The 16523-nt window shown below is 45.1% G+C and carries 18 protein-coding genes and 1 other annotated feature; all 18 genes read left to right on the top strand.

Annotated elements, in window-relative coordinates:
- Positions 1–13 precede the first annotated feature (13 nt).
- Entirely contained in the window at positions 14–835 is an 822-nt protein-coding gene (gene mreC, locus BM358_RS16845; protein WP_023989952.1) for a rod shape-determining protein MreC, read from the top strand.
- Positions 835–1365, top strand: a complete 531-nt coding sequence (gene mreD, locus BM358_RS16840) for a rod shape-determining protein MreD (RefSeq protein ID WP_023989951.1) — start codon at positions 835–837, stop codon at positions 1363–1365. Before mreC ends, mreD begins: the two co-directional genes overlap by 1 nt.
- 82 nt (positions 1366–1447) lie before the next feature.
- Positions 1448–2110: a septum site-determining protein MinC gene (gene minC, locus BM358_RS16835; RefSeq protein ID WP_013311597.1), complete on the top strand. Its 663-nt coding sequence runs from the start codon at positions 1448–1450 to the stop codon at positions 2108–2110.
- 3 nt (positions 2111–2113) lie between these two features.
- A complete protein-coding gene (gene minD / locus BM358_RS16830; protein ID WP_013311596.1) occupies positions 2114–2911 on the top strand; it encodes a septum site-determining protein MinD in 798 nt (265 codons plus the stop codon).
- Positions 2912–3251: 340 nt separating this feature from the next.
- Entirely contained in the window at positions 3252–4097 is an 846-nt protein-coding gene (locus BM358_RS16825) for a peptidoglycan DD-metalloendopeptidase family protein (protein ID WP_023989950.1), read from the top strand.
- Positions 4090–4968, top strand: coding sequence for a M50 family metallopeptidase (locus tag BM358_RS16820; protein WP_023989949.1), 879 nt, complete (start codon positions 4090–4092; stop codon positions 4966–4968). The genes BM358_RS16825 and BM358_RS16820 overlap by 8 nt, the downstream gene beginning before the upstream one ends.
- Before the next feature lie 48 nt (positions 4969–5016).
- A complete protein-coding gene (locus tag BM358_RS16815; protein ID WP_023989948.1) occupies positions 5017–6201 on the top strand; it encodes an Rne/Rng family ribonuclease in 1185 nt (394 codons plus the stop codon).
- 98 nt (positions 6202–6299) lie between these two features.
- Positions 6300–6387: a sequence feature (ribosomal protein L21 leader region), on the top strand.
- A gap of 13 nt (positions 6388–6400) precedes the next feature.
- Complete coding sequence (rplU, locus tag BM358_RS16810) at positions 6401–6712, top strand: 50S ribosomal protein L21 (protein WP_013311592.1); 312 nt, start codon at positions 6401–6403, stop codon at positions 6710–6712.
- 13 nt (positions 6713–6725) lie between these two features.
- A complete protein-coding gene (locus tag BM358_RS16805; protein WP_013311591.1) occupies positions 6726–7064 on the top strand; it encodes a ribosomal-processing cysteine protease Prp in 339 nt (112 codons plus the stop codon).
- A 5-nt stretch (positions 7065–7069) separates the two neighbouring features.
- Positions 7070–7387, top strand: coding sequence for a 50S ribosomal protein L27 (gene rpmA / locus BM358_RS16800; protein ID WP_013311590.1), 318 nt, complete (start codon positions 7070–7072; stop codon positions 7385–7387).
- 145 nt (positions 7388–7532) lie between these two features.
- Positions 7533–8270, top strand: a complete 738-nt coding sequence (locus BM358_RS16795; RefSeq protein WP_013311589.1) for a Spo0B domain-containing protein — start codon at positions 7533–7535, stop codon at positions 8268–8270.
- A 13-nt stretch (positions 8271–8283) separates the two neighbouring features.
- Positions 8284–9594, top strand: coding sequence for a GTPase ObgE (obgE, locus tag BM358_RS16790; protein ID WP_023989945.1), 1311 nt, complete (start codon positions 8284–8286; stop codon positions 9592–9594).
- Positions 9595–9751: 157 nt separating this feature from the next.
- Positions 9752–10189, top strand: a complete 438-nt coding sequence (locus BM358_RS16785; RefSeq protein ID WP_013311587.1) for an ACT domain-containing protein — start codon at positions 9752–9754, stop codon at positions 10187–10189.
- Between the two features lie 43 nt (positions 10190–10232).
- Positions 10233–11519 carry a homoserine dehydrogenase gene (locus BM358_RS16780; RefSeq protein ID WP_023989944.1) on the top strand — a complete coding sequence of 429 codons (1287 nt, stop codon included), beginning with the start codon at positions 10233–10235 and terminating at the stop codon, positions 11517–11519.
- A gap of 27 nt (positions 11520–11546) precedes the next feature.
- Entirely contained in the window at positions 11547–12515 is a 969-nt protein-coding gene (gene thrB, locus BM358_RS16775) for a homoserine kinase (protein ID WP_028541579.1), read from the top strand.
- Positions 12512–13411, top strand: a complete 900-nt coding sequence (gene pheA, locus BM358_RS16770; protein WP_023989942.1) for a prephenate dehydratase — start codon at positions 12512–12514, stop codon at positions 13409–13411. Before thrB ends, pheA begins: the two co-directional genes overlap by 4 nt.
- A gap of 17 nt (positions 13412–13428) precedes the next feature.
- Positions 13429–14313, top strand: a complete 885-nt coding sequence (ilvE, locus tag BM358_RS16765) for a branched-chain-amino-acid transaminase (protein ID WP_028541580.1) — start codon at positions 13429–13431, stop codon at positions 14311–14313.
- A gap of 159 nt (positions 14314–14472) precedes the next feature.
- A complete protein-coding gene (locus tag BM358_RS16760) occupies positions 14473–16047 on the top strand; it encodes a LysM peptidoglycan-binding domain-containing protein (RefSeq protein WP_028541581.1) in 1575 nt (524 codons plus the stop codon).
- Positions 16048–16523: the final 476 nt, after the last annotated feature.

The raw sequence follows: 16523 nt of genomic DNA, 5'->3' as shown, positions 1-16523 counted from the left end.
ACTATTTGTTCTATTGATCGGAATCGTTCTGTTTATTGCCCTTATGGGGATTACACTTGGACAGAGAAATTCCTTAACCTGGCCCGAGAAGTTCGCCAGAGATTCAATTGGCTTTGTGCAAGGTATCTTTTACAGGCCCGCTTCAGCAATAGCGGGCTTCTTTGAAGATATCGGAAATATGCGCAGCATCTACGAAGAAAATGAACGGTTAAAAATTGCTGTAGCAAAGCTGACTCGTGACCAGATTCAGACCCATAATTATGTTGAAACAAATGCCAGACTGCAGAATGAACTGAAGTTCACCCAAACGCAAAAGGCGAAGAATAATTATGATTATCGTGTTGCTCAAGTGAACAGTGTCAGCAATGATTCCAAAACGCTTGTGATCGATATTGGTGAGAAGGACGGAGCGAAGGTTGGTCAGGAAGTCAGTTCGCTTGAAGGATTTGTAGGAGTCATTAGTCAAACGGGGAATTTTACGTCCACCGTTACACTGTTGACTACATTGGATCCTAAAAATCCGAATTCTTATGCCATTGCAGCGACAGTCTTGGGCAAGGAAAATCAATCGTTTGGTATGATTGAAAGCTATGATCCGGGTACGAACAGATTTCAAATGACTCGCATTGAGGAAAAAGATCCAATCGCAAAGGGTGATCAGATTATTACGTCTGGCGCAGGCGGGAAATTCCGCAAAAACCTAATGATTGGAACGGTAGAGAAGATTCAGGTTGGGGAGTTTGGCAAAACACGGACAGCGATTATTAAACCGGCAGCCAGCTTTGTGGATTGGAAAGAATTGCTCATCCTCTACACTCCTGAGGTACCGGAATAATGAAGATGCGCGGTCAGGTTCTAATACTGCTGCTGTTTGTACTGTTTATAGCTGAAGGGACGATTCTTCCGTGGCTTCTTCCGGATAGTTGGCATTCAAGAATGGTTCCGAATTTTGTGTATGTCGTGATCTTGTTTGTGTCTGTGTATTACAGCCGTCATACAGCATTGGTGCTAGGTATTGTTTTTGGACTTATTCATGATGTTGTGTTCTACGGGTTTATCATTGGACCTTATTCTTTTGCAATGGGGTTGTCTGCATACTTATTGGGGCTTGTTTTTACAGCTCGACGTGCGCAGATGCCCATTATGATGGCAGCCGTGTTGATTGGTAGTTTCCTGCTGGATTCTATGCTATTTGCTATTGATCAGCTGTTCCAGCTGAATCATCAGACTTTCAATTGGGCACTTGCTCAGTATATGATTCCTGATTTATTTATCCATTTTCTGTTCGCCCTCATCATTTATGTCCCAGTTCGCAAGCAATTGCAGCGTTTGGGTACCCGTGTGAAAAAGGAAGAGGCTGTCTAGGTCTTTTTACACACATTTTGTCCGGGTTAGCAGGGATTTGACGTCCCGGGGACGAAATGATTGAGATAGGAGGGACAGGCTAATGGCGGTGAAATCGAATCATGTCACGATTAAAGGCATCAAAGATGGCCTGGTATTCCTGCTGGACGATCAATGCGAGTTTGAGGATTTGCTGGGTGAGCTGCGTTTTAAGCTGGAGCACAGTCATCAAAATATTTTAACAGGCCCGATCATTCATGTGGATATTAAGCTGGGAAGCCGAGAAGTGACAGAGGAACAGAAGGAAAGTATTCTGGAGATTTTGAAGCAGAAGGGGAATCTGCTCATCAGGTCTGTAGAATCACCTGGACTGCCTGTGGAAGTGCAGGGAAAGCCCCCTATTCACACGGTGACAGGGATTATCCGTTCTGGTCAAGTGCTTCATCACAATGGGAACCTACTCTTTTTGGGAGATGTAAACCCGGGTGGAATTATAACATGTACTGGTGATATTTATGTCCTCGGCGCTTTGCGAGGCATGGCGCATGCAGGGATGGAGGGAAATAGTGAAGCGATTATTGCGGCTTCCTATTTTGCACCGACACAGCTGCGAATTTCCGAAATGATCAGCCGTCCACCAGACGAATGGGAGACACGTGAATCCGGTATGGAATTTGCGTATCTCAAGGATGGCGCTATGCAAATAGATAAAATGAGCAATATTGTGCGTCTGGGCCGCGATTTTAACGTGTTCAAAGGGGTGTAGCACATGGGAGAGGCTATCGTCGTCACTTCAGGAAAAGGCGGCGTCGGCAAAACGACGACGTCAGCCAATATAGGAACAGCGCTTGCACTGCTCGGCAAAAAGGTATGTTTGGTTGATACGGATATCGGTTTGCGTAATCTAGACGTTGTGATGGGTCTGGAAAACCGGATTATTTACGACCTTGTTGATGTAGCGGAAGGTCGTTGCCGTTTAAATCAGGCACTGGTTAAGGACAAGCGTTTTGAGGAGCTGTATATGCTGCCAGCCGCTCAAACCAAGGACAAGAGTGCTGTTACGCCGGAGCAGGTTAAGGATATTATTTTGGAGCTTAAAAAGGATTTTGAATATATATTGATCGACTGCCCTGCGGGTATTGAACAAGGCTTTAAAAATGCCATTGCCGGAGCGGATCAGGCCATTGTTGTGACCACTCCGGAAAATGCAGCCGTACGCGATGCAGACCGGGTAATTGGTTTACTGGAAAGCTCACATGTGATATCACCCAAGTTGGTGGTTAACCGCATTCGCAATAGCATGGTTAAATCCGGAGATATGCTGGATATTGACGGGATTTTACAAGTGCTTAGCATAGACCTTATTGGGATTGTGCCGGATGATGAAATGGTAATTAAAGCAGCTAATACAGGGGAGCCTACCGTTATGAATCCAGATTCACAGGCTGCGATTGCTTACCGTAACATTGCGAGACGGATTTTGGGCGATACAGTGCCCCTCATGCAGCTGGACCAGAAGAAAAGCGTGATGACACGCTTTAAGAAGTTTTTTGGTATGGGTGGATGAGGAAAACAGGAAGTTATGACTGGTAAATTGCTTCTACACTTCCTACGTGATTTTCCATTGGTTCTAAGGTAGGAGCTGTAGTAGTATTCATTTGTAATACTAGACACTTAAATAAGTAGTAATCTTATTTAAGTGTTTTTGGTTTGTTTTTTTAATTTCCATAATACAGTTTCTCAAAATTTAGGGTCACTACATAAATATCATAAATACAAAACATAACCGGTGCACGAGCGCCGGTTTTTTTTGATTTTTAGGTGCGTATTCCCTAACCGGACAACATAAGTTGAAGCCCGTCCTCATAAGATGTATCAAACATACCTCGCTGAGGGGGCTGAACAGGATGAATAAAAATTCCGGAATCAAGCAGCGCAGAGAAGAACGTATACAGCAGCTAATCGCGGGAAGCAAAGCGGAGACGTATCCCTCTGGCATATATCAGAACAGGCACGGGGATAAAGATATGAAGTCGATGCCTATAGTCAGTGCCAACTCGCCCAGAGACCCAGAAACTGAGTGGAAAAATGAGCGGCAACGCTGGCAGCAATCTTTTGGGACGAATCGTGGTCCGTCTTTTTGGACTTCCTTTTGGCGAAGATCAGTCATAGCAACGGTGTTATTTGGAATGGTATGGGGAATGTTTCGTTGGGATATTCCCTATGCAGTGAATTTGAGAATGTTTATTGCGGATGCCTTGAATAAGGATATGGATTTTGCAGCCGTCGGACAATGGTATGAAACTTATTTTGACGGAGCTCCTTCCTTTTTGCCGATTTTTGGCGAGGAGCATGAAACGCACAAGGTTGATGCAAGTCGAAAGGGATCTCCACCGATCGAAGGCAACATAACACAGCCTTTTGTACTGAGCCTTAAAGGAGTAGAAATTACGCCGAATGTTACCGACAACGGGGCAATCGCTGTTAAAAGTATAGATGCAGGACGAGTATTAGACATATTAAATCATCCCAAAAGCGGGATTTCGGTTACAGTTCGACACACTGGCGGTATCACAGCAACTTACGGAAGGCTTTCCCGCTCTACCTTAAAAGTGAACGACTGGGTTCAGGAGGGAGATGAGATCGGTGTACTGCCAGCAAGTCACAGTGGCAGCGAGGCGGCAACTTTGTTTTTGGCAGTTCAGAGAGGGGATCAATACATTGACCCGTCGGAAGTGGTAGCCCTTGATTAATGTCCGAGGGGTGACCTTATCATTACATCCACTGTTTGTATTGGTTATGCTGACCTCTATATTAACTGGACATTTTATCGAGATCATAACTTTATTTACATTGGTGTTTATTCATGAGCTAGGTCATGCGACAGCTGCTTCGTTGTTGGGCGCGCGGGTGCTTTCCATACAGATGTTACCCTTTGGAGGAGTGGCGGTCATTGAGGATCAGGGGAAGCTCAATGCGTGGAAGGAGATTGTCATTGCGCTAGCGGGGCCCCTGCAAAACGGAATCATGATCATCATCCTTTTGTGGTTCAGAAATGTGAGTGGGCTGGAGTATGATTATGTAAATTATATAATTCAGGGGAATGCAGTTATTGCACTGTTTAATTTGCTGCCCATTTTACCACTTGATGGTGGGAAAATATTACAGTCATTGATTAGCTTATCTTGTTCTTATCACCGCACATTAGTGTGGACTTTTAGAGCCAGTATCGTAACGAGTCTGCTATTTTGTATGTATGGTATTTCACCGTTGTTAAGGCAAAATGGACCTATGCATTTAAATCTGCTGGCGGTAGGGATTTTTTTGCTTTATTCTAATATTGTGGATTATCGGAATATCCCTTACCGTTTTATACGGTTTTTGCTGGGGAGGGACGAGCTTTTTTACCGCGAAGTAGCTAAGGGGAGTATTGCCTTACCTATTGTATCCCTGCCAGTGAAACATTTGGAGCCTATTTTGCGTCTTTTCAGAAGAGATCGGTATCATATGGTTTATGTTATGAATGAACAGGGACGGATTGTAGCCGTACTGCCGGAGCAACGTCTTATTCGCTCTTATTTTGCGACACGCCCGCCAGATGGTGGAGAACCCAAGCCCAAATAATGTTTTATGAGTTAAGGAAGAGGCTGTATCCAGAGAGGTTGAAAAACCATGAAGCAAATGATTGTACAATGCCAGCAGCAGATGACCCAAATGGCGCTGTTGGAAGAGGGACGATTGGTTGAATATGCGGCTGAACTACCGCGAAAACGGGGAATTCTAGGTTCTTTTTTCAAAGCGAGGGTGGTCAATGTGCTACCAGGTATGCAAGCCGCCTTTGTTGACATTGGACAGCGAAAGAATGCCTTTTTGTATGTAGATGACGTACTTCATGCTCATTTGGACAAGCAGCCGGAGGTAAAGCCATCCATTTCAGAAGTGTTAAAGGTGGGGCAGGAAATTGTAGTGCAGGTATTAAAAGAGGCTGTTGGTAGCAAGGGAGCCAGGGTCACCACTCATTTTTCACTTCCGGGTCGCTGGATCGTATATATGCCCCGTGCTGATTATGTGGCCGTATCCAAGAAGATCGAACGTGAGGGCGAACGTACCCGTTTGAAAGCAATGGGAGAGCAGCTACGCACAAGTGAGGAAGGACTCATAATCCGTACCGTTTCGGAAGACATGAGTATAGAGGCGATTGAAAATGATTTAAATCAACTGCGTAAGCAGTGGGCGGCTATTCAGCGTAAAGCTGGTGAACACTCGGCTCCGTGCGAATTACATCGGGATTTAAGTATCGTTCAGCGATTGATTAGGGATGTGTTTACACCTGAACAGGATGAACTGGTTATTGACAGTGAAGAGCAAGCAAAGGACGCAGAAATAATGCTGCAACAGATTGGTCCTGCGAAAGCTCATGTAAGTATATTTCGTGGTGCAGAAGAAACAATTTTTAAAGCTTATGGCATTCATGAGCAGCTGGAACGCGATTTTGCGCGAAAGGTATGGTTGCAGGGCGGCGGTTATATTGTCATTGATCATACGGAGGCATTAACCGTCATTGATGTGAATACGGGGAAGTTTACGGGAGGCAGTAATCTGGAAGAGACGGTGACCCAGACTAACATTGAAGCAGCCGAAGAGATTGCCCGCCTGGTACGTGTGCGTGATATTGGTGGTATCATCATCATTGATTTTATTGACATGGAACAAGAGGAGAACCGTCGGGAAGTATCCTCTGTGTTGGAAGCAAGATTGAAGAAGGATCGGACCAAATCTTATGTTGTCGGTTGGACGCGGTTAGGTTTGCTGGAAATGACCCGCAAAAAAGTGCGTGAGGAAAAGACGCTCGTGTAGAGTGGTGCGAAACCAAAAATCATTTTAAAACTAAAGGTTGAATGTGTACAAAGCTTGTGCTACAATCATTTAGTATGTGTGATGCGTAAGATTGGCTGCACATGCTGTAACCGCTCCAATCAGGTACTGAAGTGCAGTATCCTAAGGGAATCTGTCACCTGCTATTAGGCGAGTCTGAGACATAAGGAGGTGCAAGCAAATGTACGCAATTATCGAAACAGGTGGTAAGCAATACAAAGTTCAAGAGGGCGACGTATTGTTCATCGAGAAGTTGGAAGCTAATGATGGTGAAACTGTAACGTTTGATCGTGTTCTGGCAGTGTCCGGCGACAATGGCTTGACAGCAGGTACACCGCTTCTTTCTGGAGCTTCTGTAACAGCTAAAGTTGAGAAGCATGGTCAAGGTCAAAAGGTCATCGTATACAAATACAAACCTAAAAAGAACTACCATGTGAAGCAAGGTCATCGTCAACCGTACACGAAAGTGACGATTGAAAAAATCCAAGCGTAAGAGGGTGCGATAAGTGATTATCGTGCGTATTACACGACTGGAGGATGGCAGCATACAGGGGTTTTCCGTTAAAGGGCATGCGAATTTCGCTAAATCTGGCGAGGATATCGTATGTGCTGGCGTTTCAGCGGTAACGGTAGGAACTGTCAATTCGATTGGAGCTCTTACGGACGTTGAGATGGAAACGGAAATGGAAAACGGCTTTTTAAGCGCGTATCTTTCTCCTGAAAGTTATCATGATGCGAACGCACAGGTTCAACTGTTGCTGGAGTCCATGGTGATTATGCTGACAAGTATTGCTGAATCATACGGTAAGTATATTCAAATAGAAAATAATCAAAGAAGGAGGTAGACATCATGTTGAAATTGACATTGGATCTTCAATTATTCGCATCGAAAAAAGGTGTAGGTTCCACAAAAAACGGACGTGACAGTAGATCGAAACGTCTTGGAGTGAAACGTGCTGACGGTCAAGCAGTTACCGGCGGTAGCATCCTGGTTCGTCAACGCGGAACGAAAATTCACCCGGGCACGAACGTGGGCATCGGTAAGGACGACACTCTGTTCGCGAAAGTGGACGGCGTTGTGAAGTTCGAACGTTGGGGCCGTGATCGCAAAAAGGTGAGCATCTACCCGATCGACGTTGCTCCAGTAGCAGCTACTGTAGAAGCTTAATAGCGGCTTAGACACGCTGAAAAGCCTCCGGCACTTTTGTCGGAGGCTTTTTTGCATGATGGTAATGAACTGGAAAGTTAGTCTGTGCTATACTGGATTAAGGTTCTTTAATAATCCATTTAATTTCGCAGAACGGAGAGAAGCCATGTTCCAGCGGATAAGAGCGCCTTATCTGGCGTTGGGTTCCATTCTGATTCCTTTGGTTTTTTCACTGCTCTATCCTGAAGTATTAACGATTATCTTATTAGCAGTATGGTCTGTAGTTGCTGCATGCTTTGGTATGTGGTATACGCAAAGACAGGTCGAGTATGAGCGGAAAGCTGCTTTGCGTTCTTTTGAGCGTACAGCGATTTCAATGCTTAACCATCATCGGCATGACTGGATGAATGACTTGCAAGTGCTTTATGGATATATTCGTATGAATAAGCATGATAAATCTGTTGCTTATGTGGAAACAATAAAAGGGCGCGTGGCGGAAGACAGTAAAATATCTAAGTTGGGTATTCCCTCACTGGTGTTTTATTTGCAGTCTTTTCGCGTGAACGCCGGTAATTTACAGTTGTCGGTACAGGTTGAGGAGCAGTTAAAGTTAGACGCTGTCATGTCTCCCGAAGACGGCGAGTCGCTTGCCTCGGCCGTCATAGAAACGGTGCGTGCGTATCAATATGGCGGGGGCCGGTCGTCCTGGGGAGAAGTGCGCAGATTGACACTTTTTTTCGGTATGGATCAGAATGATGTTATCGTCCGTTTTGAAGGAAGTGACATACCTGCGGATTTGAATATCCTGAAGCGGGTCAGATCCGTACTCGGAAGTGAACGCATTCGAACAGAGAAGCTCCCTACGGGCGAAATGCTTCAAATTCGGATGCAGTGCCAGACATAAGGAAGGTGTAACCATGTTTGTAGATAAAGCGAAGATTTTTGTTAAAGGCGGTGACGGTGGGGACGGATTAATTGCGTTTCGCCGTGAGAAATACGTTCCTGAAGGTGGCCCAGGTGGTGGTGACGGAGGGAACGGTGGAGACGTAATTTTCCGTGTAGATGAGGGTTTGCGTACCTTGATGGATTTTCGGTACCAACGTCATTTTAAAGCCCAGCGTGGAGTGAAAGGTCGTAACAAAAGCCAACACGGAGCCAATGCGGAGCACATGATCGTACGTATACCACCGGGAACGGTCATCATAGATGATGATACTGGTGAAGTAGTAGCAGATATGACACGTCATGGTCAACAAGTCGTCGTAGCTAAAGGAGGACGCGGAGGACGCGGGAACATCCGTTTTGCTACACCGAATAATCCAGCGCCTGAGTTGGCTGAGAACGGCGCAGAGGGACAAGAACGTTATATCACGCTTGAGTTAAAAGTAATGGCTGACGTAGGTTTGGTCGGGTTCCCTAGTGTAGGGAAGTCTACCTTGTTGTCGGTTGTATCTTCCGCAAAACCGAAAATTGGGGCATACCACTTTACAACGATTACTCCGAATTTGGGCGTTGTGGATGTGGGTGATCATCGTAACTTTGTGATGGCGGATTTGCCTGGTTTGATTGAAGGAGCTCATGAAGGTATTGGGCTGGGACATGAATTTCTGCGGCACATTGAGCGGACGCGTATTATTATCCATGTCGTGGATATGGCGGGCTCCGAAGGACGTGATCCGTTTGAAGATTGGACTAAAATTAACGACGAATTGAAGCAATATAATGCAACATTGGCTGAGCGTCCACAAATTGTGGCGGCCAATAAAATGGATATGCCGGAGGCGGAAGAAAACCTGACTCACTTCAAAGAGCAGATTGCTTCTATACGTCCTGATCTTGAAATCATGCCTATTTCCTCACTGACACGTCAAGGTGTGAAGGAACTGCTCTACCGGGCTGCTGATTTGCTGGATCAAATACCGGACGAGCCGGTTGTTGAGGAAGTAGCAGAAGTCAATGAACGTAAGGTATTTAAGCTGGATACAGCAGAAGACGATGGCTTTACAATTGTGCGTGAAAACGACACATTCGTGGTGCAGAGCCCTAAAATTGAGCGCATGATGAAGCGCATGCAGTTGAACTCGCATGATGCCATTTTGAAATTAGCAAGAACGTTACGCCATATGGGTGTGGATGCTGAGTTACGCAAGCGTGGCGCCAAAGATGGTACATCTGTACGCATTGCTGATTTCGAGTTCGAATTTGTTGAAGGCAGCAGCTACTACTAAATTTCAAATAAAGGTCTAAAACCTGAACGGTTACTGTACTATAGGAAACTCTATAGAAGGCAGTAGCCGTTTTTTGCATTGTTTGCTTGCCGATTTTCAAGAGTTTCGATATAATGTCCTCTATACAAAAACATAAGTCTTTGAGGAGAGGACGTTCTTGAAAGAGCGCTATTACTTGGTACGGGAAGATATTTTGCCTGAAGCAATTGTTAAGACCATACAGGTGAAACTGCTGCTGGCTTCAGGAGATGTTAAAACCGTGCATGATGCTGTGGAGCAAGTTGGGCTAAGCCGAAGCGCCTTTTATAAATATAAGGATGGCATACATTTGGTTAATCAGCTGGAGCGTGAGCGAATTGTCAATATCTCTATTGATTTAGAGCATCAATCCGGAATGTTGTCCAGGGTGCTTGGCAGAGTGGCTGATTTCGGAGGCAATGTGCTGACGATCCAGCAAAGTATTCCACTGCAAGGCAGAGCCAACGTAGTCATCTCCGTAGAAATGTCCAGACTCAGTGAAGAGTTGGGTGTTCTACTGGAGGGCTTGGAAGATATCTCTGGAGTTAAACGTGTTCGCCTGATTGGGCAAGGTTAAGGCGATTCAGTTCATTAGACATAAGTTCGCGGGAGGGGAATGGATGAAACCGGTCAAAGTAGGATTGTTAGGTTTGGGGACGGTTGGAACGGGAGTCGTTCGAATCGTAGAAGGCAATCAGGAAGACTTGAGCAGACAAGTCGGTTCACCGATCATCATTGAAAAAATAGCTGTAAAAAACATAGAAAAATATCGTTCCATTGAAGTGGAGACAGCCAAGCTTACTGAGGACCCATGGGAAGTTATTCGGGACCCTGAAATTGATGTAATTATTGAAGTCATGGGCGGCGTTGATCAGACGAAGGAGTACATTCTTGAAGCGCTGGAGCGGGGGAAACACATCGTAACAGCAAATAAGGACTTAATGGCTTTGCACGGTTCTGAAGTATTAGCAAAGGCGCAGGAAAAGCAGTGTGATATTTTTTATGAAGCTAGTGTAGCAGGTGGTATCCCGATCATTCGTACATTAATTGAAGGCTTCTCCTCCGATCGCATTACCCGCATTATGGGGATTGTGAACGGTACGACAAACTTTATTTTAACAAAAATGAGTCAGGAAGGGGCCTCGTACGAGGAAGTTCTCAAGGAAGCGCAGGAGCTTGGGTATGCTGAATCGGATCCGACCTCAGACGTGGAAGGACTGGATGCAGCTCGTAAAATGGCAATTCTCGGCACGCTTGGTTTCCGCTCTAATGTAGAGCTCAAGGATGTAAGTGTCAGCGGCATTTCAAAGGTAACCAGTGAAGATATTGCTTTTGCTAAAAAACTAGGATATGAAATGAAATTGCTCGGGATTGCAGAGCGCCAAGGTGATGAATTTACGATTAACGTTCAGCCGACTATGGTACGCAAGCAGCATCCATTGGCTTCGGTGAACGGGGTATTCAATGCGGTGTATGTGCATGGTGAAGCAGTGGGTGAAACCATGTTTTATGGTGCGGGTGCAGGTGAAATGCCGACGGCAACATCGGTTGTAGCCGATTTAGTAGCTGTAGTGAAAAATCTCAAACTTGGTGTCAATGGGCTTAAAGCCATCGTTCCTTACAATCCCAAAAAAATTAGTAACGATGAAGATGTGTATTTCAAAAACTTCGTGCTTCTGCATGTGGATGATAAAGCAGGGGTGTTGGCACGGATTACGCAAGTATTTGCTGAATTTGATGTCAGTCTGGCATCTGTTGTGCAGCAACCGAATGAGGTTAACCCCGATGCTGAAATTATTATCGTGACTCATTTAGCCAGTAAAGCGAGTATGAAAAAGGTTTTGGAGCATTTTGAAACTTTGGACGTCATCCGTCGCATCAAGAGCGTATATCGAGTAGAGGGATAGTCAATAAAAGCAGGAGGAATTGTCTGTATGACCGTTTTAAAAACAGCAAGAGTGCGTGTGCCTGCGAGTACGGCCAACTTGGGTCCCGGCTTTGATACATTGGGCATGGCATTGTCCTTATATGCATGGATTGAAATGAAGGAGGCCGAACAGACGGCTTTTCATTTATACGGAAATGAAATGAATGGTGTTCCCCAAGATAAAACTAATCTGATTTTCAAGGTAGCACAAATGGTTTTTCGGGAAGCAGGTGTATCTGTTCCTGAGCTCGATATTTCGATGTACTCGGATATTCCACTTACTCGTGGTTTGGGCAGTAGTGCTTCTGCCATTGTGGGCGCCTTGGTCGCTGCCAATACGTTGATTGGCTCACCTCTGCCGGATTCCAAACTGTTCGATATGGCAAGCGCCATTGAAAAACATCCGGATAATGTTGGAGCTTCCCTGTTTGGTGGTATTATTACAGCGATGTGGGATGGCGAGAATGCTAGGCATTTACGACTTGAACCGGATGCTAATCTGGAGGTTATGGTAGTTATTCCAGATTTTCAGCTATCCACGTCGAAAGCCAGAGAGGTTCTACCCGCGCATGTATCATTGAAGGATGCCGTATATAATATAAGTCATGCTTCCATGCTAGTAGCAGCATTGGCGTCGGGAAGAACCGATTTAATTGCCGAAGCGATGCGTGATCAGCTTCATCAGCCTTACCGTGCGGCGCTTGTGCCGGGTATGACAGAGATCCTGCAGGATGCGCACCATTATGGTGCCTTGGGTGTGGCTCTCAGTGGGGCTGGACCGACGCTGCTGGCATTGACGGATCAACGGGTGAATCGGAAAGCGGAGCTGGAGCAGTATTTAACGGATACCATGAACAAAGAGGGGATCACTGCTTCTGTTTTAAAATTGCGCCCTGAGAGTGAAGGAGTTAAAGTATATACAGAAGGGAATACACTCCCTTTTATGGATATGATTAAAGGGGAACTTACGATATGAAACGAATTGCACTTCTTCCTGAGGGGACCGTTTCTCATGAAGCGATTAAGTATTTGTTAGGAGATACGCCCCATGAATTACTGTTTTACAAGCATATTGCGGACGTATTTCAGGCAGTAGACAAGGGACAGGCAGACTATAGTGTAATTCCCATTGAAAATACGATTGATGGCTCTGTAAGTTTGCATATGGACTGGCTTGTACATGAAGTAGACATTCAAATGCAGGCGGAATGGGTATATCCTTCAATTCAAAATCTTATTGGACATCGTAGTGAGTTTACGAAGGATTTGGACAAGCTGGATTTGAGCAAAGTGGTCAAAATTATGTCTCATCCTGTAGCGCTTCCCCAGTGTAAAGAATTCATACAGGCTTCCGCTCCTCAGGCCGAGCTGGAGGGTGCAGGAAGTACGGCAGAAGCCGTCGAAATTGTTAAACATAACCCCGGTAAAGGCTGGACCGCTCTCGGAACCAAGCTCGCGGCTGCCAAACACGGATTGGATATTTTGGCCAGCAAAGTAACGGATCACGATAACAACTTTACCCGCTTTGTCTTGATCGGCCATCAACCTATAAGTCTCCCGGGTACACCTGAAGGTCAGCGAACCAGTATTTTGGTCACGCCACCGCAGGATTTCCCGGGAGCGCTGCATCAGGTTTTATCCGCATTTGCATGGCGCAGGTTAAATCTGTCCCGTATTGAATCGCGTCCGACCAAAAAGCAATTGGGGAATTATTATTTTTACATTGAAGTTTTGGAATCTCTGCATTCCGTTCTGCTTCCGGCAGCCTTTGCAGAGATTGAGGCTTTGGGATGCCATGTACGTATTCTTGGCTCTTATCCAAGCTACAAGTATGTTGAAGCAGCGATCGAACCTATTTTAAAGGAACATTAATCGGAGGTGTGGTTTTAATGGCAGAACAATGGATCTATCTGGATGGGCAGCATGTGACTAAGGAAAACGCAAAGGTTTCCGTATATGATCATGGATTCTTGTACGGAGACGGTATATTTGAGGGCATTCGTATCTATAACGGGAATATTTTTAAATGTAAGGAGCACTTGGAGCGTCTGTATGATTCTGCGAAGTCCATTCAGTTAAACATTCCGTTGTCTCCTGATGAGATGTTGGAAGCAATGGCTGAAACGATTCGTCTTAACGAAATGCGTAACGGATATATCCGTCTGATTGTATCCCGAGGTGCAGGAAATCTAGGTTTAGATCCTCTTCGTTGTGCGAAGGCGAGTGTCATCATTATCGTGGAACAGCTCGCCATTTACCCGGAAGAAGCTTACTTGACTGGCCTGAAGACAATTTCTGTCTCTCAGCGTCGCAACATCCCAGATGCTTTGAATCCGAAGATTAAATCATTGAACTATCTCAACAACATCCTCGTGAAGATCCAGTCTAACTACGCTGGTGTGGGTGAGGCTATTATGCTCAATTCCCAAGGGTATGTGACGGAAGGCTCTGCGGACAACATTTTCATTGTCAAAAACGGAGTGTTATATACACCTCCTTGCTATTTGGGAGCGCTTGAAGGGATTACTCGTAATGCTATTATCGATTTGAGTGCTAAGCTTGGATACCCCCTTAAGGAACAACCTTTTACACTGCATGATGTATATGTTGCGGACGAGGTGTTTTTTACAGGAACTGCAGCAGAAGTTATTGCAGCTTATGAAGTGGATGGTCGTACGATCGGCTCCGGCGTTGCTGGCCCAGTGACTTTGGAGCTCTTGGCTGAGTTCCGGAAGATCGTGGATAAGGATGGCTACAAAGTGTGGCAGGACTAAAATAAAACCGAATCCTTTTAGCTGAATGCTCGTGAGAGTATTCGGTTGAGAGGATTTTTTTGTTTGTATGGGGTCATTCGCCCGGGAGGTGCATAGGATGTAATAACAGAAGCCGGGCGTTTATCCCGCCCGAACGAAAGTCTAGGAGGTTTGTGACCTGTGAAAATACACATCGTCAAAAAAGGTGACACTCTGTACTTGCTGGCACAGAAGTATAATGTGACGCTGGAGAAAGTTATTGCCGCCAATCCCCAATTGGCAGACCCTAATCAGTTGAGCATCGGCGAGAAAATTAAAATTCCAACAGACCCTGTTACGATGGAAACACAGCCGTCAACGGTATATCAACACAAGGTTAAGCAAGGAGATTCATTGTGGAAGTTGTCCAAGGCGTGGAATGTACCGCTTAAGCTAATTATTGATGCCAATTCCCAGCTTAAAAACCCGAACGCACTTCTGGTTGGAGAAACAGTTAATATTCCACACTACAAAGAAGAGGCGTCTGATTTTACTGAGAATAAAAAAAATACCGCAGTCAAAGAAGAGATGACACAGCCTAAACCTGAATCCCCAACCAAGCAAGAACTTACCCAGCCCAAGGCGGAGTTGACGCAGCCTAAGCAGGAGAATATGCCTAGCCCTAAAGAAGAGATGACACAGCCAAAAGAAACAGTGAATCCTCCTAAGCTTCCTGAATTAAAACTGCCTGAAGTTCCTATGGCACCCGTAAATCCTGCTCCACCTCAAATGCAGCCCATAGTTACCCAACCGATTGCATCTAAGCCACAGCTTCCTACAACTGTTGTGAAGCAACCTGTAGCTGAAAAATTTTGCGGCTGCACAAAATCGGAGCCGATGGTGAATTCCGAGTGGTCGATACAACAGCCGACATTTGATTATAGTCCACAAATAAATGCAATGCCGAACTCGTGGTATCCGGGGATTGGGTCTCCTCAAACTTTGGGGAATGCGCCTATAAATACCTCCTTAGCAGAATATGCTTCTCCTACTGTAGTTTCTGATCAGGACTATCATCATGACTGTGAGCATCCATGGTGCTGGGGGCCTGTGCAGACATCACCCATAAATGCCCATCCAACACCTTATCCTGCCTACTCAGATTGCTGCGCCCCCGGATATTATCCGAGTCATGAGGCGTCTGAAAATGCATCCTACCCTGTCTATCCTCCATTTATCCATCAAGGGCATCCACAGCAGTATCCAGAGAGTACAGTCCAGGGCAGTCAATGGAGCCAGGCATGGGGAGGACCTCAATATGGTTTGCCTGCGGGTGGAAACGTGTCCGACTATAGCCAGCTACAAGGACAACAATCTGCGAATTCCCCTTATCATCCGTTTGCGCATGGGAATGCACCTATGTATCCATTAGAGGGATATACAACCCCCTATATGTTTATGCCAGACTGTGGATGCCGGGAAGAGAACGTCCAGTCGGCACCAGCAATTCCAGGAACGCAGGAGATGGGTAACAATCTGACTATTGCATCCCAAAATGAAGTTATTTCTTCTTCTAAACCAAAGGATCGTAGCGTGCGTAAAGGTAAATCAAAAGACGGTTCTGGCAGTACATCCAAAGAAGAGACGTCCAAAGCCAAGGTTTCCAGTAAAAATGCTAGCAATAAGAAGCAAAAATCCCATAATTCAAGTGGAGGAGAACCCCGTTCCTCATCCTATAATGCTCGTTCGCGTAAAAATCCATGGATTAAGGACTGACGTGGCTAAATGTAAAAAGAGAGTGACTTCCTAGTAGTGCCCCGGCTTTATTATTCATTAAGAGAAAGAAATGAATGTTAAAGAGACTGTTATTCTGCTTGTGGGAATAATGGTCTCTTTATTTAAATGCAGTGATTTAAAGATGAAAAAAGAATTCAAAAAAAGGTGTTGCTATTTAGCATATTTATGTGGTATATTCTTATAGCTGTCTTTTACAAGATAGTTAGCAACACGAAAACAAAGCAGAATTGATTAAAAAATTCTCTTGAAAAAAAGTGTTGCAAAGACGTAGAAAACATGATATATTATTTAAGTCGCCGCTGAGATGCGGTGGTGAAACAAAGCGAGACATTATGCAGGTTTGATCTTTGAAAACTGAACAACGAGTGAGTAAAACGATTTTGTTCGCAAAATCAAACAAGAGATATTTTATCTCGTCAGTTTCAAAATGAGCTTATCGCTCTTTCTATAAACCA

Origin of the sequence: Paenibacillus sp. cl130 (assembly GCF_900116035.1) — a bacterium.
GTDB lineage: Bacteria > Bacillota > Bacilli > Paenibacillales > Paenibacillaceae > Paenibacillus > Paenibacillus polymyxa_B.
Note: the sequence above shows the minus strand (reverse complement) of the source record. Positions and strands in the feature narration are given on the sequence as shown.